20 protein-coding genes are annotated in these 22,867 nt (G+C 28.6%); 2 read left to right on the top strand and 18 right to left on the bottom strand.

The window, feature by feature from the left end; translation table 11 throughout:
- Positions 1-5 precede the first annotated feature (5 nt).
- A complete protein-coding gene (locus KGF52_RS01780) occupies positions 6-668 on the bottom strand; it encodes an ABC transporter ATP-binding protein (protein ID WP_227838944.1) in 663 nt (220 codons plus the stop codon).
- Between the two features lie 431 nt (positions 669-1,099).
- On the bottom strand, positions 1,100-1,621 hold the full coding sequence (locus KGF52_RS01785; RefSeq protein WP_227838945.1) for a CD3072 family TudS-related putative desulfidase: 522 nt from the start codon (positions 1,619-1,621) through the stop codon (positions 1,100-1,102).
- 165 nt (positions 1,622-1,786) lie between these two features.
- Between KGF52_RS01785 and KGF52_RS01790 the strand changes: the two genes are divergently transcribed.
- A complete protein-coding gene (locus tag KGF52_RS01790; protein WP_227838946.1) occupies positions 1,787-2,353 on the top strand; it encodes a CD3073 family putative ECF transporter S component in 567 nt (188 codons plus the stop codon).
- 345 nt (positions 2,354-2,698) lie between these two features.
- On the opposite strand, the gene KGF52_RS01795 is transcribed toward KGF52_RS01790, so the two are convergent.
- From KGF52_RS01795 to KGF52_RS01845, 11 genes are all read right to left on the bottom strand, one after another.
- Complete coding sequence (locus KGF52_RS01795; RefSeq protein WP_227838947.1) at positions 2,699-3,127, bottom strand: hypothetical protein; 429 nt, start codon at positions 3,125-3,127, stop codon at positions 2,699-2,701.
- On the bottom strand, positions 3,117-3,497 hold the full coding sequence (locus KGF52_RS01800) for a nucleotidyltransferase domain-containing protein (RefSeq protein WP_227830062.1): 381 nt from the start codon (positions 3,495-3,497) through the stop codon (positions 3,117-3,119). Before KGF52_RS01800 ends, KGF52_RS01795 begins: the two co-directional genes overlap by 11 nt.
- 626 nt (positions 3,498-4,123) lie before the next feature.
- On the bottom strand, positions 4,124-4,999 hold the full coding sequence (gene gatY / locus KGF52_RS01805) for a tagatose-bisphosphate aldolase subunit GatY (protein WP_227838948.1): 876 nt from the start codon (positions 4,997-4,999) through the stop codon (positions 4,124-4,126).
- Positions 5,000-5,018: 19 nt separating this feature from the next.
- Positions 5,019-6,935 carry a PTS fructose transporter subunit IIABC gene (locus KGF52_RS01810; protein ID WP_227838949.1) on the bottom strand — a complete coding sequence of 639 codons (1,917 nt, stop codon included), beginning with the start codon at positions 6,933-6,935 and terminating at the stop codon, positions 5,019-5,021.
- A 2-nt stretch (positions 6,936-6,937) separates the two neighbouring features.
- Complete coding sequence (locus tag KGF52_RS01815; protein ID WP_227838950.1) at positions 6,938-7,858, bottom strand: 1-phosphofructokinase; 921 nt, start codon at positions 7,856-7,858, stop codon at positions 6,938-6,940.
- A gap of 102 nt (positions 7,859-7,960) precedes the next feature.
- Positions 7,961-8,713 (bottom strand): MurR/RpiR family transcriptional regulator, encoded by a 753-nt coding sequence (locus KGF52_RS01820; RefSeq protein WP_227838951.1) that lies wholly within the window; start codon positions 8,711-8,713, stop codon positions 7,961-7,963.
- Between the two features lie 296 nt (positions 8,714-9,009).
- Positions 9,010-9,684, bottom strand: coding sequence for a hypothetical protein (locus tag KGF52_RS01825; protein ID WP_227838952.1), 675 nt, complete (start codon positions 9,682-9,684; stop codon positions 9,010-9,012).
- Between the two features lie 106 nt (positions 9,685-9,790).
- On the bottom strand, positions 9,791-11,230 hold the full coding sequence (locus KGF52_RS01830) for a glycoside hydrolase family 1 protein (RefSeq protein WP_413927382.1): 1,440 nt from the start codon (positions 11,228-11,230) through the stop codon (positions 9,791-9,793).
- Between the two features lie 8 nt (positions 11,231-11,238).
- Positions 11,239-11,598, bottom strand: a complete 360-nt coding sequence (locus KGF52_RS01835) for a PTS lactose/cellobiose transporter subunit IIA (protein ID WP_227838954.1) — start codon at positions 11,596-11,598, stop codon at positions 11,239-11,241.
- Between the two features lie 28 nt (positions 11,599-11,626).
- The gene (locus KGF52_RS01840; protein ID WP_227838955.1) at positions 11,627-12,859 is read right to left on the bottom strand and encodes a PTS transporter subunit EIIC; all 1,233 of its coding nucleotides are present in this window, start codon (positions 12,857-12,859) and stop codon (positions 11,627-11,629) included.
- 22 nt (positions 12,860-12,881) lie between these two features.
- Positions 12,882-13,199 carry a PTS sugar transporter subunit IIB gene (locus KGF52_RS01845; RefSeq protein WP_227838956.1) on the bottom strand — a complete coding sequence of 106 codons (318 nt, stop codon included), beginning with the start codon at positions 13,197-13,199 and terminating at the stop codon, positions 12,882-12,884.
- 253 nt (positions 13,200-13,452) lie between these two features.
- Between KGF52_RS01845 and KGF52_RS01850 the strand changes: the two genes are divergently transcribed.
- Positions 13,453-15,366: a PTS sugar transporter subunit IIA gene (locus tag KGF52_RS01850; protein WP_227838957.1), complete on the top strand. Its 1,914-nt coding sequence runs from the start codon at positions 13,453-13,455 to the stop codon at positions 15,364-15,366.
- Positions 15,367-15,495: 129 nt separating this feature from the next.
- Here the strand turns inward: KGF52_RS01850 and KGF52_RS01855 are convergent, their stop codons facing one another.
- From KGF52_RS01855 to KGF52_RS01875, 5 genes are all read right to left on the bottom strand, one after another.
- Entirely contained in the window at positions 15,496-16,650 is a 1,155-nt protein-coding gene (locus KGF52_RS01855) for a glycerate kinase (RefSeq protein WP_227838958.1), read from the bottom strand.
- Between the two features lie 387 nt (positions 16,651-17,037).
- Entirely contained in the window at positions 17,038-18,357 is a 1,320-nt protein-coding gene (locus tag KGF52_RS01860; RefSeq protein ID WP_227830071.1) for an APC family permease, read from the bottom strand.
- Positions 18,358-18,394: 37 nt separating this feature from the next.
- Entirely contained in the window at positions 18,395-19,147 is a 753-nt protein-coding gene (locus KGF52_RS01865) for a gamma-glutamyl-gamma-aminobutyrate hydrolase family protein (protein ID WP_304521243.1), read from the bottom strand.
- 246 nt (positions 19,148-19,393) lie between these two features.
- A complete protein-coding gene (locus tag KGF52_RS01870; protein ID WP_227838959.1) occupies positions 19,394-21,403 on the bottom strand; it encodes a sigma 54-interacting transcriptional regulator in 2,010 nt (669 codons plus the stop codon).
- A 266-nt stretch (positions 21,404-21,669) separates the two neighbouring features.
- Positions 21,670-22,857 carry a M20 family metallopeptidase gene (locus tag KGF52_RS01875; protein WP_227838960.1) on the bottom strand — a complete coding sequence of 396 codons (1,188 nt, stop codon included), beginning with the start codon at positions 22,855-22,857 and terminating at the stop codon, positions 21,670-21,672.
- Between the last annotated feature and the right edge of the window lie 10 nt (positions 22,858-22,867).

Genomic DNA, 22,867 nt, shown 5'->3' on the forward strand with positions numbered 1-22,867 from the left:
TACACCTACTCTCTTATAACTCCATCTTCTATTTTTATGACTCTGCCTGCATACTTAGCAATATTCATGTTATGAGTTATCATTATTATTGTCTGATTGTATTTTTTCTGAGATTTTTTTAGCAAATTTAAAACCTCAGATTCACTTTTAGTGTCTAGATTACCAGTAGGTTCATCTGCTAATATTATTGATGGTTTGTTTATAAGTGCTCTTGCTATTGCTACTCTTTGTTGCTGTCCACCAGATAGTTGATGTGGTAGATGTTCTTTTCTATCATTTATACTTAGTAATAGCATTAATTCATCAACATAATTATCATTTTTATTATTGATATTTATTGTTGGTAATTTTATGTTTTCCTCAACTGTTAAAGCAGGAATTAGATTGTATGATTGAAATATTAAACCTATTTTTTCTCTCCGTAAAATAGATTGTTGTTTTTCATTAAGAGATGAGATATTTATATCTTCTATAATTACATGTCCACTTGTTGGAGTTTCAAGACCAGCCATTATATGTAATAATGTACTCTTTCCACTTCCACTCTTGCCTATTATTGCAACAAATTCACCTTTGTTTATTTTTATATTTATATTATTTAATGCCTTAACTTCTGTTTCATCTTTTCCATATATTTTAGTTAGGTTTTTTATTTGTAAAATACCCATTTTACCCTCCTTAGAATATAACTGTTTTATTTTTTATAGTTTTAATCATATACATGTACATTCCATATGGCTTTAAGATAATTATATAAATCAACATTTATATAATTACTCCAACAAATATACTATTTTTTAATTGAGTTATCTTAAATACAAAATAGCATTAAGGCATTCTACGTTCAATATTTATAGCACAAGTGGGTATTTGGGAGACACAACTGGGGTTAAACTTATGTATTTTTCAATTTTTAGGTTACTATATAAATTCATAAAAAGGGTGATTATTCTCCTTCTTCAGAATAATCACCCTTTTATATAAAAGCTTCTATTACAAATATTTATATGAAGTTTTTGAATCTGAATTTATATTATTATAGCTATCTAATATTCTTTTAGATAAGATAGTAAGCTTTTATAATATATCCTTAATATATTTACTTATCTTCTCTAAGTTCGTCAAATCCAACTATAGGTATTTCTAAATTATATTCATTAAGTAATTTTTCTAACTCATCTATAAAAATACCTTTCTCTTCTACCATTTGGATATCATTTATTTTATTCATCAAATCCTTGCAACCACTTAATTCACCAAACCAATTTTTAGAACTACAGGTCTTGTTATATCCACAACTTGGGCTACCATCTACGGCAATGATACTTTTTATATTATAATTATTTTTTAAATATTCATCAAACTGTCTTATATAAGGTATTAGCATTTGTCTACATTGTTCTCTAAAAAACAAATTGTCAAACTGTTCTTTTACATGTCCCCACCTATTTATTCCATACATAATCATCTCTGGACATGGTAGTTGAATTATTCCATATCCATTATTTATTAAATTTATTGTTATACTTTGTGCACCTTTAAATTCTGATAGCCCCTCTACTTTAGAGTTACAATTCAATATACAATGACAAACTACTACAATCTCTCTGTTTCTTTTCATAATATTCTCCTTAAGTATTCTCACTTTTAATAATACTACATATTTTGATAATTATATTATTCATTTGCTCTATATTTATAGTATTCTATATAGAAATATACAATTAGTAATCTTTTATAATCTATACTATGATAAATATATACATTTTTTTAGGAGGTATTATAATTGAATACTAAGAAAATAACATTTTCTTCAATGTGTATAGTTATTAACATTGTTTTAGGTATAGCTATATCTATGATAAATATACCATTATTATTTTTAGATACGGTTGGTACTGTGCTTGGAGCTGTAGTATTAGGGCCTTTTTGGGGTGCTCTTATTGGTGGCTGTACAAACTTGGTTTTAGGAGTTATATCAGGCCCTACGAATATACCTTTTGCCCTTGTAAATATTGTTCTTGGTCTTATCGTTGGTTATATTTCTAAGAAAAAAGGTTTTGGTTATAAGGAGGCTATTATTACAGGACTAATTCTATCTGTTGTTTGTCCTTTAATTGGTACTCCTATTTCAGTTTTATTGTTTGGTGGTTTAAGTGGAAGTGGTGCTGATTTATTAGTCGGTTTTTTAGTTCAGTCTGGTCAGAAGATATTTACTGCTGCATTCTTTCCAAGAATACTTAGCAATATAGTAGACAAGCCTTTGTCTTGTATTATGGTTGTGTATTTTATAAGTAAAATGCCTAAAGGTTTTATATCTCAATATAATAGAAATACATCTAGTTCTTCTTAATAAATTGTAAATAATATATGATTTATTAATCTTTATAATAAATTTATATGCATATATTTGTATAATGATATTTTCTATTTTGGCTTCATTAACTTTTAGTATTTATGATTTAATTATACAACATTTGTATTAATTTAATTAAATACAACCTCTTAATATAGATTTAGATTCTAAAGCTGTATTAAGAGGTTGTATTGTTATTTTATTATAATCAAATAAGATATTAGCCAATTGCTACTACTAACTTATCTCTGATACATTTTATTTAACTTCTTTTAAAAACTCAAAGTTACTCAAGGTTTTTTCTTTCCTTTACATCTTAGTTAAAATGCGTCTCCCTAAAAATCATTTTTTACAAGTATTTCTTATACTAACAAATACCTCTTCGTTTTCTGTAAACAACTCATACATATCTTCAAACTCTGGTATATCATATCCATGAGAATCATCATTTCTTAACTTTCTAAGTGTTTCTATAACAATAGAAGAATTTTGGGGCAATAAGTTATGATACTCACAAGCCAAGAGATAATCATAGAAGGTCTTAGATTTTATATTTAAATTAATTGATTTATAATACAGCATTGCTTTTGTTAATTCTAGAAATGATACCATATAGCTTTTAAAACCTTCTTTTATATATCTAGCCCATAATTCAGGTATTTCTTCTTTAGTATATAGTATTTTGAAGTTTTGCAAATCATATAAACAAGAACCAAAATCTCTATTTACTTCTTCTATTGAACTCCAAGACAATTTATTTCTAATTACCATACATATCCCTCCAATCTAAGATATCTATTACATCACTATTTTCAAAATAGAAATTATTTATATAATCCTTAAAATCTTTAGATTCATAAATAACATCACCTTCTAAAATAGCCTTTCTAAGTGCTATTGTATAGTTATCTGTAACAATCTTTAAGTCTACATCAACATCTAATATATTTCTTAGAGCCTCTGTTTTCGTTGCAAGCTCTGTAATTGATACTTTTTTGATAGGAATCCATGCTATATCTATATCACTTTCTGATGTATGCCTATCTGTTCCATAACTACCAAATATTATGATGGCCATAGTATTTTCTTTTGGAAATATATTTATTATTGAGTTTTTAATCTCATCTGGTATATTTCTCATTTAATCACCTCATATTTATTATGTAATATTACTTAGTTAAATAATTCTCCTTCAAAAGCTCTTTACATTAATGAATTAAAGTTATATTATAACTATTTTAAACTAATTTTCATTTCTAGTTTTCATTTATCTACTTGATTAACAGAATCACTGAATTGCATCTAAAAATTTGCTTTTCATACTAATCTCTTATCTGCTTTATGTCTTAATTTATCTATAATTATATACGACTTTCCATAAAATAATTTGAATATATATTTTAGTTATACTTCTTAATAATTGGTAACCCTTTACACTCAATTAAAAATCACTCTAAATAGTTATCAAATTTTCTTTTTATTATACTTTTTAATTTTTAAAATTAACATAACAATCTTATTTTATAATTATTATATATACTATACAAAATTATTTTATCATATATTCATCATTGAAGTACCATCTACTTTAATAACTATTCCTCTATTATGGTCTTTTTACTATTAAATTAAAATGAAAGAAGAGATTTTTTATTACATTAATAATATCTTCTTTATTCCAGATTTCCACTTACTCTCTTAAATATATAAAATAAAGTAAGAGGTTTATTATAGACCTCTTACTTTATTTTTATTTATGATTAGGTTTTATTGATAACACTCCACTTCCCCTACTGATTTTCCTACACATCCACAAACTTCCATTCTACTCTTAACAAATTCTTTAACCGAATCTAAACCTTTTTTACCATATTTCTTAGGGTCAATTACCTCTGGGTCAGAATTAAGCACATCCTTAACCCCATTACTATAAGCAATCCTTAACTCTGTTGCATAATTAACCTTGCAAATCCCTCTTTTTATAGATTCTTTAATAATCTCATCTGGTATCCCTGACCCACCATGTAATACTAATGGAACTGATACAACCTCTCTAATTTCAGATAATCTATCTAAATCAAGTTTTGGCTCTCCCTTATATAACCCATGTGCCGTACCTATTGCTACTGCTAAAGATGATACCCCTGTTCTTTCTACAAATTCTTTTGCTTCTAGTGGGTCTGTATATGCTCCACCATCACCACCATCTAAATCGTCTTCCTTACCTCCAACTTTACCTAATTCGGCTTCAACAGGTATATCTGAAGGTGTACATGCATCTACAACAGCTTTAGATACTGATATATTATCTTCGTAACTTTCATGAGAACCATCAATCATAATAGAAGTATATCCAACTCTAAGTGCCTGCATTGCTAGCCCAAAACTTGAACCATGGTCTAAGTGCATTGCTACAGGAACGCTTGCCTTCTCTGATGCTACCTTTACATTTGCTAAATAATAATCCAATCCTGCATACTTTATTGTTGAAGGTGTTGTCTGTAGTATTACAGGTGATTTAAGTTCTTCAGCAGCTTCTATTACTGCCATAACCATCTCCATATTTTCAACATTAAATGCTCCTACTGCATAATGCCCTTCTTGTGCATCTAATAATATTTGTTTAGTTGTCACTAATGCCATAATTCATCCTCCTATATATTTATAATGATTTAATTTCTTCATTATTTAATTTTGATACTATTTCTATGCTTGTCTTACTATTTATTAGCTCATTTAAAAATTCTTCATCCATTAGCTTTGCAGATAGTTGAGACAATGTCTTTAAGTGTAAATTATCACCATTATCTGTAGCTGCTATCATAAATATAATATGTACTGGACTTCCATCCTCCGATTCAAAATCAAACCCTTCTTTTGATACACCAACTGCTACACGTGGTACTTTTACTGCATCTGTTTTTGCGTGTGGTATCGCTATGCCCATACCAAAACCTGTAGATGATATTTCTTCTCTCTTATGAATTTCTTCTTTAAATTTATTTTTATCTAAAAGAACACCCGATTTATCAAGTATTTCAACCATTTCATCAATTACATCTGTTTTATTTTTTCCTTTAACATCTAAAACTACTGTTTCTTCGTTATACAAAGATATGTTATTAGATACGTTTTCCAATTTTGTATTTTTATTTTTATGTCCATTTTTAATTTCATTTGTATTTTCTGTAGTATTATTGTTATTTACTACCTTAGGTGTAACCATCATATAAAGTATTGCTCCTACTAATGAACCTACAAGTATGCATCCTACCCATAAAAGTGGCTTATTTACTAATCCTAAGACTAAAAATCCTCCATGTGGAGCTGGTACCTCTATTTTCATTATGTAAGTTAAAATCGCTGATATTGATGATGCAATCATAAGTACTGGCAAGACTTTCAGTGGATTCTTTGCTGCAAAAGGTATCGCTCCTTCTGTTATATGAGTACTACCTAGTATATAATTAATCAGTCCTGCTGCTCTATCTTCTTCTGTAAATCTATTTTTAAATAAAGTAGATGCTATTGCTATTACTAATGGTGGTGTTATACAAGCTGCAGATACACCTGCCATGAATAAGTAGTTTCCTTGACCTAGAAGCATAGTTCCAGTTACATATGCTGCTTTATTTACTGGACCTCCCATATCAAATGCTGACATACACCCTATTACTAATCCCAAGATTATAGGGCTTGAGTTCTGTAATCCTGAAAGGAAATTCATCATAGCATTATTAAGTGCTGAACATGGTCCTCCAAGTAACAACATAGATATACCAACAACACCTACACTGACTATAGGAATTATAAAAATTGACTTAAGGCCTTCTAACTGTCTTGGTAATTTTCTTAATAAATACACGAATAATTTAACTGCATAACCTGCTAAAAATCCTGATATAATTCCACCTAAAAAACCTGAGCCTGTGTCAAACGATATCATTCCTCCAACAAGCCCTGCCAACATACCAGGTCTACCTGATATAGATTGAGCTATAAATGCTGCTAATATAGGAACCATCAAATTCATAGAATATCCACCAACAGATTTTAATGTAGCTGCTATCTGATTATACTGTTCTGAATTTGGGTCAAATGAATAAATTCCCCACAAAAATGATATAGCAGTTAGCACTCCTCCTGCTACTACTAAAGGTAGCATATGAGATACCCCATTCATTAAGTCCTTATATAACTTTTGACCAAACGATAAATTACCTTCTTCTGTAAATTTGTTACTTGATGTACTTCCTTTTCTAACTGGTACTTTACCATCAATACACTTTTTTATAAGCTCACTAGCTTTGTGTATACCTTCTTTTACAGGCACCTCTATTACTGGTTTTCCATTAAATCTATCCATATCAACGTTTTTATCACAAGCAACTATTATTGCATCTGCCATTTCGATATCTTCTGCTGTTAATTTATTCTCTACACCTATTGCGCCATTTGTTTCAACTTTTATATCACATCCTAATTCTTTAGCTGATTTTTTTAATGCTTCTTCTGCCATAAATGTATGAGCAATTCCAGTTGGACAACCTGTTACCCCAAGGATTATCTTCTTCCCCATTTTTATACCACCTTTCTTACTTTTATATTTTTTATGTAATCTTCTACATTCGCCAGATTACCTATACCATTACTTTCAGCCACACTTGCACCCGTTGCCGCAGACCTTTTTAATGCATATTCAATATCTTCTGGATTTTCTAGCCATATACTTAAAAAAGCAGCTAATGCAGAGTCACCAGCACATGCAGAACTAACAACTGTAACTGGTTGAGCACTAGCATAATAAATTGCTTTTCCATTGTAAAAATAAGAACCTTTTTCTCCTAATGTTAGTAATATATTTTGAGCTCCTTTTAAATGTAGTAACTTAAGTACATCCTTAATATCCTCTTCATCTCTTACGATAATTCCAAATATATCTTTGATTTCCTCATCATTTGGTTTTATCAAATATGGATTATATTCTAATAATTCATTTAATTTCGGCGAACTTATATCAAGTATTGTTTTTATATTCTTATTTTTACAAATCTCAAATATTTCTTCATAGTAATTCTCATCAATACCAGGTGGTAAACTTCCACTTATTGACAAATAACTTATATCTTCTAATGACTCTAGCTTCTCTAGCATGTCTAATTTTTGCTTTGCATTTACATATGACCCAGAGTTTACAAATTTAAACTCATCATTTCCATCATTTAAAAATATATTTATACGAGTTGTATCTTCTACCCATGTAGGTAGTACATCAAACCCTTTCTTTTCACTTTCTTCAACTATATATTTTCCTGAGAATCCTCCAAAAAAACCTAATATCTTAGACTCTATACCATAATGACCTAGTACAAATGTTACATTTAAACCTTTTCCATTAGGAGAATATGTAGCATTTGATGTACGATTTACTAATTTACTTTTTATACCATTAGTAGATATGTTCATATCTATTGCTGGATTCGTGGTTAATGTATATATCATTGTCTTCCCCCTTGCTTCTGTTGTGTATGCTTTCATTATAATAAAAAAGTCTATGAAAATCTTTTCATAAATAGAAAATAGATTTTCATAGACTTTTTCAATTTAATTTCCAGAATTATTATATTTGACCATATAATCTATAATTATCCTAGATATAATGTACAGGGGCAACCTAGAAGACACTTCATATTCAGATATAGATATATGATAATGCTTATATCCTACAATATATAAATCAGAATACTTTATAAGTTTTGCATTTTCACTACAGCAACATGTTATAACTTTGGCTCCACCTAAATTGGCATTTTGTGCTGATTCTACAAGTTCTTTAGTATTTCCATTCAACGAAAATATGATTATAAGTTCATCTTCTTTCATTGATTTAGATTTTATTTTCATTATATTAGGGTCATTTATGAAAAACACATTAAAATCAAGCAATTGTAACTTAAGGCTAAACTCTTTTGCTACATATTCAGTAAGACCTCTTGCTAGGACGTATATCTTACTAGATTCATTTATAGTTTTTATTATATTAATTAGTGTAGTTAAAGATATTTGTTCTATAACTCGTTGTGCTTCTATAAAAGACTTGTTTATTATATCCCCCATATTGTGTATATCATTATTTTCATCTTTTACTGTCAACCTGTATCTAAGTTCATTAAATCCATTTAAACCACATTTTCTAATTGCTCTTGAAACAGTTGCTGGAGACGAATATGTTTCATGAGCAATCTCTACTATGGACAATTCTGGTAATATCGACTCATTTTGATTTATAAATTTAATTATTTCCATTTCCGTTTTCGTTAGATTTTCAGAGTTTCTTTTATTTAACTCAATTATCATATTTTCGCTCTCCTTATATATAGGTTTTATTTGTCTAAATTTATCACATATTATAATATATTACCTCTTAACTACTTATTTTTATACACAATTATGATTTAGTCAATGTCTATAGATATAAATTTATAATATTATAATTTTATACTTTAGTTTATTATATTATCATTATGTTATATCACAATAAAAAAGTAATTGCTCAATCATCAAAATTGAGCAATTACAAGATTTTCAGTATTCAAGCGACTTAAATTATTGAATACTATTCATATATACCTCATACTTATCCACTTATCAGTTTATATATTTGAAAAGTATATTTTTTTATTAGTAGAGATTAATTTACTAAAAATTGAAATTGTGGTCCCTGTACATAATATGGAAAATAGAGTTCCAAATCCTAAATTTCCGCCTAAATATACACCTAGAATTAAAAATAGTACATCTACTGTAGTTTTTAAAACTTTATATGAATATTTAAAGTTATTTTCAATATGGATTAATATTGCATCTAAAGGACTCATTCCAATATCAAACTTTATAAGCATTGCAAATCCACCACACATAAGCATATGCCCCATGAGAAAACTCATGTTTCTAATAATAATATCTAAACTCCCTATATTAAAATTCAATAGCAAATATGTATATAAATCTATAAATGCACCTGCTAATAGTACATAAACACAACTTCCTAATCCCAATCCTTTTTTATTCAATAACAATGCTAGCAATAATAAAATTCCATTATATATTAACCCTGCTACTGTATAATTTACACCTAGCTTTAAGTGTATACCTTCGTTTAAAAGTGTAATGGCATCGCTACCAAGACCTGACTGAAGTATAAGAGATATTCCACATCCCAACATATTTATAATTAAAAATATAAACATAAACTTTTTTATAAACTTTTTTATAAACTTTTTTATAAACCTTTTTATAAACTTTTTTATAAACCTTTTTATACTCATAATTAATAAAACCACCTTATTTATAATTATAATCCCTCCTATAAAACCATATTATTAATATAGTTTTTATAAGAGGGATTATTCATATTTAGAAACTATTTACTTTTTATTTTAGTTCTTCTCCATTGGTTCTTATTACACTTTGATACCACTCAAAACTATCTTTTTTATAACGTTTTCTGCTTCCATTTCCATTGTTATCTATATCTACATATATAAACCCATATCTCTTTTCCATTTCTTGAGACGAACAACTTATTATATCTATTGGTGACCACATACAATAAGCTAGTATTTCAGCCCCATCAGCTATAGCTTCACCTATTTGCTCTATATGCTTTCCTAAATAATCTATTCTATAGCTATCATGAATTTTTCCATCTTCAAATTTATCATGCATCCCAAATCCATTTTCAGCTATCATTATTGGTTTTTGATATCTATCATAATATTGAGACAAAGTATGATACAATCCTTTTGGGTCAATTGCCCATCCCCAAGGATTTGCCTTTAAATATGGATTTTTTATATTATCAATTGGATTCATAGTATTTTTACTTGCTGATACTACTGTAGAATAATAATATGATAGAGCTAGGAAGTCCATAGTATTTTCTTTTAATACTTCTTTGTCCCCTTCTTCCATAACTATATTTATATTGTTTTCTGTGAAAAATCTCTTAATATAAGTTGGATACTCTCCTCTAAAACTTACATCTGTAAAGAAATACTGTATTCTATTTCTTTTTAAGGCAAATACTATATTTTCAGGGTCACAATCTTCTGGATAAGATGTGCAGTCTGCCATCATCATACCTATCATCATATCTGAATTTATTTCTTTTCCAAGCTTCTTAGTTAAAGCTGTAGCCATAAACTGATGATGTATAGCTTGATATTTAGCTTGTTCTACATTATCTACTTGGTCTACACAAAATGCAACTGAGTTAAATGATTCATGATACATTAAGTTTATTTGGTTTATAGCTATCCAGTATTTGACCTTGTCTTTATATCTATTTAACATTAATTCTGCATATCTAACAAAGAAATCTACTACTTTTCTATTAGTCCAACCTTTATACTTTAATGTTAAATTTAAAGGAGTCTCATAATGAAGTAGTGTTACAATAGGCTCCATACCATTATTAATTACTTCATTTATAAGATTATCATAAAACTTTAATCCCTCTTCATTAGGCACTAAGTCATCTCCATTTGGAAATATTCTAGACCAGTTTATCGAAAATCTAAAACATTTTAATCCTAATTCTTTTAAAAGTTTTAAATCTTCTTTATATGTATGATAAAAGTCTATTCCACTACGCTTAGGATAATAACCTTCCTTATCTTCCATAGCGAACTTTATTTTGTCTATAGTCATATCAGACTCGTAATGTTTAGATATATCTCTATCTTTATCATATATATGTACATCCGCTAAACACCACCCTTTTCCACCTTCATTCCAAGCACCTTCTAGCTGGTTAGCTGCTACAGCTCCACCCCATAAAAAATCTTTAGGAAACTTACTCAACTTAATCACTCCTCATTTTATCTATTATTTATACTATTTACCTTATCTTCTATAGACTTTACTATCCCTACTAAAGACATAGCTATATTTAATTCACTAAATATTGTCATAAGAGTATCCTGAGCATGTGCAAATAATAATGAATGCTCTCTTTTTTCTCCTCCAGCTTCTCCTTGTATAATATTGGTTTGGGCTCTATGTGCTTCTGTCATAAACTCTTTTGCTTTAGCTAATTTTATATCAGCATTTTTGTAGTCAAACTTTTCCAAATCACTAAGAGCTTGCTTAATTTCTGTTCTAGCTTCTCCTGCACGAAGTATTATTTGCATTGCTACTTCTATTAACTCTTCATCTATTACTTGTTCTTCAATTGTCATATTTATAATTTCCTTTCAACATCTAAATTTAAGCTTCTTGATTCTCCAACTTTAATTCTTCTTTTTCATAGGCTTTAAAGAATGGATACCATATCATAAATAGTAATATTATATTTATTGCTAGAACAATTAACCCTCTAACATCTTCATTTATCATAAAAGTAGATATTCCAAAAGGAAGATACCATAAATTAAATACTTTACTTGGAATTGTAACAAACCCCAGACTCATTGATAAGTAAGTAGTTATTGATATTACTATCGTTCCTATCCACATAGGTAGCATTAAGAATGGATTCCATGCTACTGGAGCTCCAAACATTACTGGCTCATTTATATTCATTATTGATGGAACAACACATGCTCTTCCTATTGCTTTGATTCTTCCAGCCTTAGATAAACACATCATTAAAACTAGTGGTAATGTTGCTCCCCATCCTCCTATAGTTATCCAACCTGTTTGAATAACTTCATAAGTATATATGTTAGTTGCCACACCTCCTGATGCTACAGCTGCTGCATTAGTTGCAATTGCACTAAGTTGAATTGCATAAGTTATTGGAGATAGTACCCAACCACTTATACCTAAAGAATACAAAAATACTACTAAGAAGTTTAATAGTACAAAACCAGGCAATGTTTGTGCTATATCTGATACTGGCTTGAAGATTTTAACTATTATTTCAAACATATCAAAGTTGAGTCCATAAATTAATAACCAACCTATAAACATTATTACTGCTATAGGTAACATACTGTCAAACCATTTGCTTACAAAATCAGGAAGTGCCGAATCTTCACCGAAAAATGAAAAAGACCCAAATAAAGACATTATTAATCCAGAGAATAAACCTGCAACCAGTGCCACAAGCATCCCCTCTCCTCCGAATCTGTTAAAGTTAAATACAGTTCCTTGTTCTGTAATCTCTGGACGAATCATCATTAACATTAATCCTGCACCAGCAAGACCTGCAACAACACTCATAGTTTCAAATTTCTTATTTTTCATTATTTCCATAGGTAATAAAAATGCTATAAATAATCCTAAAAGTCCAAATGTATATTGATTTATTGGACTTAAATCAGGTAAAAAACTTATGTAATTTTTCAAAACAGAAACTATAGTTACCAAAGAACCTACAAATACCATCGGTAAAACCTTCATTATGGTTGATTGAACTGATTGTATCCACACATTTTTAGTTATCTTATTTACAGCAGGTGTGAACTTCTCGCTTAAAAAATCTATAAATTTATTCATAAATAATCTCCCTATAAATATTTTATTTATTTGATATTAGCTCTAGTGCTTCTTCTAAAGCTTTTGCACCATCTAATCTCCCGTATGCAATTTTAGATATACATGCCACTGGAACGTTATACTCATCTGCTCTTTTTTGAATCTCATCTTTCATATAGTCTAGATGCGGCCCTAATAATAAACAATCTATCTCTGGTAAATATTTATCTATTTCTGACTCACTTCTAGCCTTTATATCTGCTTCTATCCCCTTTTTCTTTGCACTCTTTCTCATACTAGTTGCCATAAACCCTGTACTTGCTCCTGAACCACATGCTAATAACACGCTTATATTTTTCATAATAATACCTCCAATATCTTCATTCATTATTTACTTCTTAATGAATTTTTTTTATTTTTATTTGATTATATTTATATTGTACTTCCTAAATAAGTTCCTTTAACATAAATATAGTTCCTAACAATAGGAAATCATTTACTCTTAACTAGGCATGTTAATATATAGTATAATGTACTTTACAATACGTACATTCAATTATACAATATATCATATCATACAGATTTTATTTTAAAAATTATGCGAGGGGATATTGATGAAAACATCTAAAAAAGAGTTATTTTTAAATTTCATAAAAACGCAACATGCTTGGATAGATTCATCTACAATAGCTAATTATCTTAACGTATCAACACGTTCAATTAGAAAATATGTAAATGAGATTAATTCTACTGGTGAAATTATATTGTCCTCTAAAAAAGGATATAAAGTAAATCTTAATAGTAGTTGTCAAACTAAAATTGATAGTTCAGAAAATGCATCACCTGCTAATAGGTTAAATTTAATTTTAAAGGAACTTATCGTTAATAGTAAAGGAATTAATATATTTGATTTAAGTGAAGAATTATTTGTTAGCTCAGCAACCATTGAAGGTGATATCGTCAAAGCTAATAAATTTATAGAAAATTATAATTTAAAAATAAAACAATCAAGATTTTTACTAAAACTAGTTGGAGATGAGTCTTCAAAACGTAAATTAATGAGTTCTATAATATTTAAAGAAACAGGAAGTGACTTTTTAAGTTTATTTGATGTTCAAAAAATATATCAGGAATATAATCTAACTAAACTAAAGGAAAATGTAATACATATATTAAAAAAGTACAATTTATTTATAAATGAATATGCTATAAATAACATACTTCTTCATCTAATGATAACCATAGATAGGATAAAAAAGAATAATTACATAGAATCAGGTAAAGTAGTAAATTACATAGACAATAATATAGATATAAATATAGCAAAAGATATATCAAGCTTTTTAGAGTCTGAATACGATATAACTTTAACTAGTGCAGAACTATATTATTTAGTATTTCAGTTAACAAACAAAACCACAGTCTTAAACTACCATCAAATGGATACTAAATCATTATCTAATTATATAAATGAACATTTCGTTGATTTAACTAAGAAAATAATTAAAAATGTATATGATTTATATTTTATAGATTTATCTGATGATGAATTCGTTGTAAGATTTACTCTTCATGTAAAAAATTTAGTAAGTAGGGCTAATAATAATCAAGTTTTGAGAAATCAAATACCTCAAAAGTTAAAAGATTCCTATCCTCTAATATATGATATTTCTGTTTATATTTGTAATCAAATTCAAATTTTAGAGGATATAAAGATAGATGAAGATGAGATATCATATATATCTCTTCATGTAGGCTCATTTTTTGATAGGCAAAAACTACTAGAAGATAAAGTTCTCTGTGCATTAATTACTCCAAATTACTATGACTTACAACTCAAAATAGTGAGAGACCTCGAAAAAAGATTTAATGAATCTATAGAAGTTATTCAGATTTTTTCAGACACTCATAATCTAGACTTTGATAGCAAAGTAGATATGGTTATTACTACCTTACCAATTAGTGATAGATGTCCTCTACCTTTTGTCTATATAAATCCTTATCCAAACATAAAAGATTATGACAATATTCAAAGTAAATTTATTCAGATTAAGGAAAGAAAAAATATACTTACTGTACAAAATCATTTAGAAATGTACTTCAGTGAGTCTTTATTTATGAAAAACATATATTTAGACAGTGCTAAAGATTATATAAGATTTATGGGAAATGTACTATATGAAAATAAATATGTTGAGCCTAACTATATAGATGACGTTCTTATAAGAGAAAATATGTCTTCAACTGCGTTTAATAACAATGTAGCAATTCCTCATAGTATGAAAATGAATGCTTTAAAAACTGGAGTCTGTTTAATTGTAAACGATAAACCAGTTAAATGGGGAGAGGAAAAAGTTCAAATTATAGCCATGATACCTATAAACGAAAAAGAAAAAGAAAGATTCAATTACATATTTGAAAGTTTTATTGAAATACTATCTGAGTGGAATAATGTAAAAGAACTCACTAAAGCAGATAGTTATAGTAGTTTTATGAATAGAATAGCTTATCTTATTCAAAGCATCTAAATTCATTAATTTGTTCACAATACATATTATTAAAATTATTAATACAAAATAAATTAAGCTGTCACACTGAAAAAATCTAAATTCATATGTGACAGCTTTCTTTTTACTCAATATATCTTAATTTAAATACTACTTATTTTTTGTCTGTTGTATACTAGTTATAAGATTAAATATTTGTATTGTTGTAGCAGTCATATTATTACTTGCAGTTTCTTTATCCATTGCTTCTTCAATTGTCATAGCCCTATTTACTATAGAGAAATAAGCATCTATCCCTTCTTCATTGCACTTAACTGCATCTTCTGTCGTTGCCCCAGCCAAACCTATTACTTTTACTCCATACTTTTTGGCTAGTTTTGCAACTCCTATTGGTGCCTTACCCATAGCAGTTTGATTGTCCAACCTACCTTCACCTGTTATAACAAGGTCTACACATTTTATTTCATCTTCTAATTTAATTTCATCTAATATTATTTTTACTCCTGATTCTAATTTTGAATTTAAAAACGCTAAAAATGCAAAACCTAATCCACCTGCTGCTCCTACGCCTTCTACATTAGCTACATCTTTATTTAGGTTACTTTTTACTACCTTAGAAAAATTTCTAAGTCCATTATCTAACTCTTCAATTATTTCTGGTGTTGCACCTTTTTGAGGTCCGTATATGTACGCAGCTCCATTTTTTCCAAACAGTGGGTTGTTTACATCACAAGCTATTTTAAAATTACATTCATCTAATTCTTTTAATCTATTATCTACTTTTATATGTCTTATTTCATTTAAAACTGTTCCACCTAACCCTACTAAGTTGTTGTTTTCATCATAAAACTCAAATCCTAAAGCTTGAAGCATACCTACACCAGCATCATTAGTAGCACTTCCACCTATTCCAACTATAAAGTTTCTATAGCCTTTATTTATTGCTTCCTTTATTATTTCTCCAACACCATAAGTCGTGGTATATAAAGGATTTCTAAATTCAGTTGGAACTAATGTTAATCCTGAGGCTTGAGCCATTTCTATTATTGCTGTATTTGTACCTTTTAATAATCCATGTGTCGCACTTACTTTCTTAATTATAGGTCCAGTAACCTCTATAGTTTCTTTTTTCCCATTCATTCCTTGAACTAAAGCATCTACTGTCCCTTCACCACCATCTGCAAGTGGCAATATTTTTACTTCTGCATCTTTTTTTACTTTTAATATTCCCTTTTTTATTGCATTTGCTGCCTCGATTGAAGATAAACTTCCTTTCAAGGAATCTATAGAAATTAATACTTTCATTTTTATCTGCTCCTTATTTTAACCATACAATTTTATAAGTTTTAGTTTACACTCTATTTTATACTCTACTCCTTTCTTTGTACATACAGTTTCTTCTTTATAGACATCTCTTATTAGATGAATTTAATATTCCATCATTTTACACAACTAGAGCAGTAAAAAATAAAGTTATTTATACAAAGAGCGGTATAACACCAAAATGTTATACCGCTTATCCTAAATTCAAAAGTATCCTTATAAAATACATATAAATATGATTCTTTGTGAATTTCAATACTAGAGCTAAAGTACAAAAAAATCAATCACATGATTATACTTCTGCATCCAATTTATAGATAGAAAATTTATTACAATCCTCGTAATTTTACTATCTAATAATTATAAGGATTATTTGACTTCAATATCATTATATTTCTTTGAGTATACCTTGGTCATATAGAAATATATAGGAACTACAATTATCATACCACCTAGTCCCCAAACTATCTTCATTGGTTCATCAATACCTGCTTTTATCAATAATACTACACTTATAGCTACTGCAAATATTGGTATAATTGCTCCTCCAGGTATCCTAAAGTTTATGTCTTTACCAGCATACTTCTTTCTTAATATTAATACAGCTAGACAGGTAGGAATATATTGAATAAATCTAGATACAACACTTATTTGAGATAATGTTGTAAATGACCCTGACCATGCTATTAATAAAGTTCCTATAACAGATACTATAATTGCTATATATGGAGCTCCATTTTTATTAGTTTTTCTTATAGACTTAGGCATTAATCCTTGCTCAACCAAAGCAGCAGCAGACCTTGGTGTAAATATAGATGATGCAATATTTATACCTCCAACAGATACTATAGTCCCTATTGTAATTATATATCCACCTATAGGACCTAACATTTTAATAGCAGCATCTGCAACAGGAGTCGCTGACCCTCTTAATCCATCTCCCAATACACCTATACTTATCCCCAATATAAGCATATATATTACTGATACCACAAACATTACCATCACTAATGCCTTAGGTACATTTTTCTTAGGATTCTCCATATCTTTTGCTGCAACAGCTAAAGATTCAAACCCTGTAAAAGCATAAAATAAAGTTATTGATACTGCTACAAAAGCTGATGATGTACTTTGACCTTTTTGTATTATTACAAATGGTGTAAAATTAGAACTTTTTATAAAGAATAAACCTACAGCTATAAATAAAACTATTGGTAATAATTTTCCTATAGTCATTATATTATTTAAATGCTTAGATTGCTTCATTCCCATAAAATTTATAAGCCCAAGTCCTCCAACTAATATACCAATTATTATATTTTTAATAAGTGGCTCTGCTGCTTGAGGCCATATAGATGATAGTGTGACTGCAAAAAAGTTTGCCATAGTCGCCCAGGCAATCATACTAACTATCCACTTCATAAATCCAACTTCAAACCCAATAAAATCTCCAAATGCCTCTTTTGCATAAAGATATGGCCCTCCATCAGTATCAAACCAACTCCCTGCTTCAGCAAAACATAAAGCAATAGAGACAGCTAAAAACATACAAAAAACTAGTACTAATATACTCGCTGGACCTATATTTGTATAAGCATCTCCAGGTAAACCAAATATACCTGACCCTATTATTGCATTAATCCCTAATAATACAATACTCCAGAAACCTAACTTAACGCTTTTTTTCATTGCTATTCCTCCAAACCCAACTTAAATATAGTTATAATTATTTTTCTTTAGATGCTTCTTTAACTATTGCCATAAATATTTTTTTCATATTATCACAATCCTTAGTCATCATTTCTGGATGCCATTGTATACCTATTACAAACTCATTTCCCTCCTTTTCTATAGCTTCAACTAAACCATCTTTAGCAGTAGCTGAAACAATATATCCTGGAGCTACCTTATTGACAACTAAATGATGGAAACTATTAACTAAGATTTCTTTTTCTCCTAATATTTCATACAACTTTGTACCCTCTTTTATCTGCGCTGTATGTGTAGGTATATTCGATAAATGTTGCTGATTATGTTTTATGTAAGCTCCTTCAATTAAAGATAAGTCTTGATATAAGCTTCCTCCCTCAGTTACATTTATTATTTGCTCCCCTCTACATATACCTAACACTGGTTTTTTCATATCTAAAGCATGTTTTAATAACTTCATATCAAAACCATCTCTTTTGGGTGATATTGCACCTAGCTTATTATGAGGTTCCTCTTTCCATATGAGAGGATTTACATCTTGCCCTCCTGATAGTATAAGTGCATCTATATTTGATACTTGTTCCTTTATAATCTCATCATCATATACAATTGGTACAATATATGGTATAGCTTTACACATAACTACTGACTGTATATAGTCATTGTTTACATAAGCCCTTTCATAACCAGGAAACATCCCCCCTTCATCAATTAATAAGTTTCCTGATATTCCTATTACTGGATATTTCTTTTTAATCACTTTCTTCACCCCTTAAATTATTTATGAACAATAAAAAATGCTACTTCTCTCTTAAAGAGCAAGTAGCATACCAATATTTTATTTATTTAAAAATTCTAATTTATTTTTAAAATACTTTTTCTAAGGCAGCAGTTATATAAATCATTCTACTAATTTATATTTTATTTTAATCCTGTTTAATTCGGCTTTTTTGAATAGTCTTAAGTCTAATTAATGGGCAAAATAGGCATTTATATTTTCCTTTTTATTGACCTATTAAATACTATTTAATATATTTTTTCCTCTTCTATTTAACTCACTTCCCTTTCTACCTGATTCACATATTATCAAATCTAGTTCTTTAAGTATATTAAGTATTCCCCTTACCTCACCTTCTGTTATATTATAACCTAATTCATTTATTGAATTAACAATACCATTTCTACCTATGTTTTTATTAAGGTTATTGGCATTTTTTAAGCATTCCATTACTAACCTTACTTTTTCTATAGATGTTCTATCTTTTAATGTACTTATTTCTTTACTATAATCTTCAGTTATATTTAATAGGTTATGAGGTAGGTCATTGATTAAAATAACATGCTCAGAACTCATAATGTTAATATACATAGCTGTATTTTTTAACTCTCTTATATTCCCTGGCCATTCATATGCATTAATAACGTCTTGAACATCTTGACTAATTTCCCTCTTCCTTTTCATAAAATACTTTAACATAACTTCTATATCTTCTTTTCTCTCCCTTAAAGGTGGTATGTTTATAGGCAATACATTTATCCTATAATATAAATCAGCTCTGAACCTATCTTTTTTTATCATTTCTAATAAATTTTTATTTGTAGCTGCAATTACTCTAACATCAGTGTCTATTACATTTTCTCCCCCAACTCTCATGACTTGATTCTCTTGTAATACTCTAAGTAATTTGCTTTGTAAATATATAGGCATGTCTCCTATTTCATCTAAAAATATAGTTCCATTATTAGCTTGCTCAAATAAACCTTTTTTTCCTCCTCTTAAAGCACCTGTAAAAGCACCCTCTTCATATCCAAAAAGTTCACTTTCAAGTAAATTTTCTGGCATAGCTGCACAGTTTATAGCTATAAATGGTTGACTATGTCTTGGTGATGCATTATGAATAGACTGAGCCATGAGTTCTTTTCCTGTTCCACTTTCTCCAGTTATAAGAACTGTATAATCAGATTCCGCTATTTTCATACCTAGCTCTTTAGTTCTTTCCATTTTTACTGATACTGTTTTTATGTCATCAAAGGTATACCTAGCAACTTGCCCTTTTTCTCTAAGCTTCTTTGATAGGTTTTGTTCCAATTTCCTTATGTAAGTTATTTCTTGAATACAAAAATAATATCCAGTCACCCTTCCAAAACTTTCTATATTATACTTATTTACATTTAAATATTTATTATTAAACTTTATAACTTCATCATGTGCCTTACTTAATCTAAAAATCTTTTTAATATTTTCATTCTCTAGTTCATCTATATTTTTTCCTATAATATCATTTTGAATATCTAGTGTATCACTCAAACTATCATTACAAATAATTATATTTTCCTTCTCTGATATCATTGCCATACCTAAATTTGATAGGTTTATTATAGAGTTTAATTCATCTGCTTTTATAGTAAGTTCTTTATATTTAGTATTTATACCTGAATATAAACTAATCACTTCATCTGTATATTTAATTAACCTTTCAGTAATTTCTTTATCATCTAGTTTAAGCTTTGCTATTATTTGAATAAATGTTGAACTATCAATATATCTATGTCCTAAATCAATAACTTCTTTAATATATTCAGGAACTAACTCTCTCTCTCCTGGTGTTATAGCTATCTTAATGTGTCTATATTCTTCATTAGGATTATATGGTATAAAATTTAAGTGATTTATTCCTATATTGTATAAATTAGATATTGTTTCTAATACAGTATGGTTATTATCATTTACTACTAATACATCTATTCCTTCTGGTAATGAAAATAACTTGTATATATCCCTTTGCTTTATACTCCTGTTTATAGTTATTATTTTTGAGACATCCTTTACATATTTTTTTATTTTTAATACTCTATCATCTATCATTACTAATATTATGTCATCTTTTATCAATTCTTCTTCTGTTATTCTATTTAAATAATAATTTTTTATTTTTACTTTATCTTTAAATATTAGCTTTAGATTTTTATTTAAAAAACATTCTAATTTAGATAATCCATCAGTTACTACTGCTATTGTTTTCATTATAAATCTATCCTTTCTTTTGTTTATATTATGTGAGATTTTAATAGTTCTAATATAGTTCAAAATCTTTTAACTTAGTATAAAGCAAAAGTTATGCCAAATTGATAGATTACTTATTTTTATTTAATATTGACTTAGAAATATTATTATATGATTAAGATTAGATAAATAATATAACTTTATCTATAGAATCTACAAAAATATGACTTCTATCAAAAAATAAAGAGGTATTACCAACTTTTCGGTAATACCCCTTTGTTTTATTTTTAATTTAAGTGATTTTTCTTAATCTCATCAAGTAGTCCATCTTCTAGATAAATTTCTAATGCACATCCTACCATTGCCTTTACTGCTTTGTGAAGTTTATCATAAGCTTCCTCAGAATTTGCATAATTTAAAAACTCTTTTTCATGAACATATACCATTGGATTTATGTCTAGAGCTATTTCTGTATACATAGTAGGACAAACTTGGCTTACATTTCCTATATCTGTAGAACCTACTGGTCCCTCTTTTCCTTCTAATATATCCGTTATACCTGCTTCAATTAAATTATTCTTTGTTATATTCTGAAGCACCTTATTATTAATTATGTTGTCAAAAGAATTTTCAAAGTATCTATAAGAAAGTTTAGCTCCTGTCATTAGCTCTGCACCTTTCGCACAGTTTATAACTTTTTTAGTTACTTCATCTAAATAACTTCTTTCAGCAGCTCTTACGAAAAACTCACAGGCTGCTTTTTCTGGAACTATGTTTGGAGCTTCTCCTCCATTTGAAACTATCCCATGTATTCTAACATCTGATTTTACATGCTGTCTTAGTGCATTTATTCCTGCAAAAGTAAGTTGTACTGCATCTAATGCATTAACTCCCATATGAGGGTGACTAGCTGCATGTGCTGATACACCTTCAAAACTAAACTCTATTGAGTCTATTGCCAAAGCCTTGCAGTTTATGTTATTAAAAGCTTCTATATGCATCTGATAACTTACATCAACATCATCAAAAGCTCCTGCTTTAACTAAATCACACTTTCCTCCTGTTGTCTCTTCAGCTGGTGTTCCTATTAGTACAATTTTTCCTTTAAAATTTTCTTTTAACTTACTTAGTACTATACAAGCTCCTAATGTAGATGCAGCAATCCAGTTATGTCCACAAGCATGACCTGGTTCTTTATTTTCCCCATACCCAGGCAGTGCATCATACTCAGCTAAAAATGCTATAGTTGGACCATCGTTATCCCCTAGCTCTGCTCTAAAAGCAGTATCCATATTGCAGTACGGATAAGTTGTATCAAATCCATATTCCTTCATTTTCTCTACTAAGTACTTTGATGATATATATTCTTCTTCTCCTAACTCTGGATTGTTAAATATAAAATCACATACTTCTTCAATTTCTTTTCCCAGTTCATTCTCTATCTCATAAGCTCTTTTCTTTATACTTTCAATCATAATATACCTC

The organism is Clostridioides sp. ZZV15-6597 (assembly GCF_020657815.1).
GTDB lineage: Bacteria > Bacillota > Clostridia > Peptostreptococcales > Peptostreptococcaceae > Clostridioides.

What these genes read in the sequence shown, in the direction of transcription:
- KGF52_RS01780 (WP_227838944.1), bottom strand. Translation starts at nt 668, where the DNA reads ATGGGTATTTTACAAATAAAAAACCTAACTAAAATATATGGAAAAGAT.
- KGF52_RS01785 (WP_227838945.1), bottom strand. Translation starts at nt 1,621, where the DNA reads ATGAAAAGAAACAGAGAGATTGTAGTAGTTTGTCATTGTATATTGAAT.
- KGF52_RS01795 (WP_227838947.1), bottom strand. Translation starts at nt 3,127, where the DNA reads ATGGTAATTAGAAATAAATTGTCTTGGAGTTCAATAGAAGAAGTAAAT.
- KGF52_RS01800 (WP_227830062.1), bottom strand. Translation starts at nt 3,497, where the DNA reads ATGAGAAATATACCAGATGAGATTAAAAACTCAATAATAAATATATTT.
- gatY (WP_227838948.1), bottom strand. Translation starts at nt 4,999, where the DNA reads ATGGCATTAGTGACAACTAAACAAATATTATTAGATGCACAAGAAGGG.
- KGF52_RS01810 (WP_227838949.1), bottom strand. Translation starts at nt 6,935, where the DNA reads ATGGGGAAGAAGATAATCCTTGGGGTAACAGGTTGTCCAACTGGAATT.
- KGF52_RS01815 (WP_227838950.1), bottom strand. Translation starts at nt 7,858, where the DNA reads ATGATATATACATTAACCACGAATCCAGCAATAGATATGAACATATCT.
- KGF52_RS01820 (WP_227838951.1), bottom strand. Translation starts at nt 8,713, where the DNA reads ATGATAATTGAGTTAAATAAAAGAAACTCTGAAAATCTAACGAAAACG.
- KGF52_RS01825 (WP_227838952.1), bottom strand. Translation starts at nt 9,684, where the DNA reads ATGAGTATAAAAAGGTTTATAAAAAAGTTTATAAAAAGGTTTATAAAA.
- KGF52_RS01835 (WP_227838954.1), bottom strand. Translation starts at nt 11,598, where the DNA reads ATGACAATTGAAGAACAAGTAATAGATGAAGAGTTAATAGAAGTAGCA.
- KGF52_RS01840 (WP_227838955.1), bottom strand. Translation starts at nt 12,859, where the DNA reads ATGAATAAATTTATAGATTTTTTAAGCGAGAAGTTCACACCTGCTGTA.
- KGF52_RS01845 (WP_227838956.1), bottom strand. Translation starts at nt 13,199, where the DNA reads ATGAAAAATATAAGCGTGTTATTAGCATGTGGTTCAGGAGCAAGTACA.
- KGF52_RS01850 (WP_227838957.1), top strand. Translation starts at nt 13,453, where the DNA reads ATGAAAACATCTAAAAAAGAGTTATTTTTAAATTTCATAAAAACGCAA.
- KGF52_RS01855 (WP_227838958.1), bottom strand. Translation starts at nt 16,650, where the DNA reads ATGAAAGTATTAATTTCTATAGATTCCTTGAAAGGAAGTTTATCTTCA.
- KGF52_RS01860 (WP_227830071.1), bottom strand. Translation starts at nt 18,357, where the DNA reads ATGAAAAAAAGCGTTAAGTTAGGTTTCTGGAGTATTGTATTATTAGGG.
- KGF52_RS01870 (WP_227838959.1), bottom strand. Translation starts at nt 21,403, where the DNA reads ATGAAAACAATAGCAGTAGTAACTGATGGATTATCTAAATTAGAATGT.
- KGF52_RS01875 (WP_227838960.1), bottom strand. Translation starts at nt 22,857, where the DNA reads ATGATTGAAAGTATAAAGAAAAGAGCTTATGAGATAGAGAATGAACTG.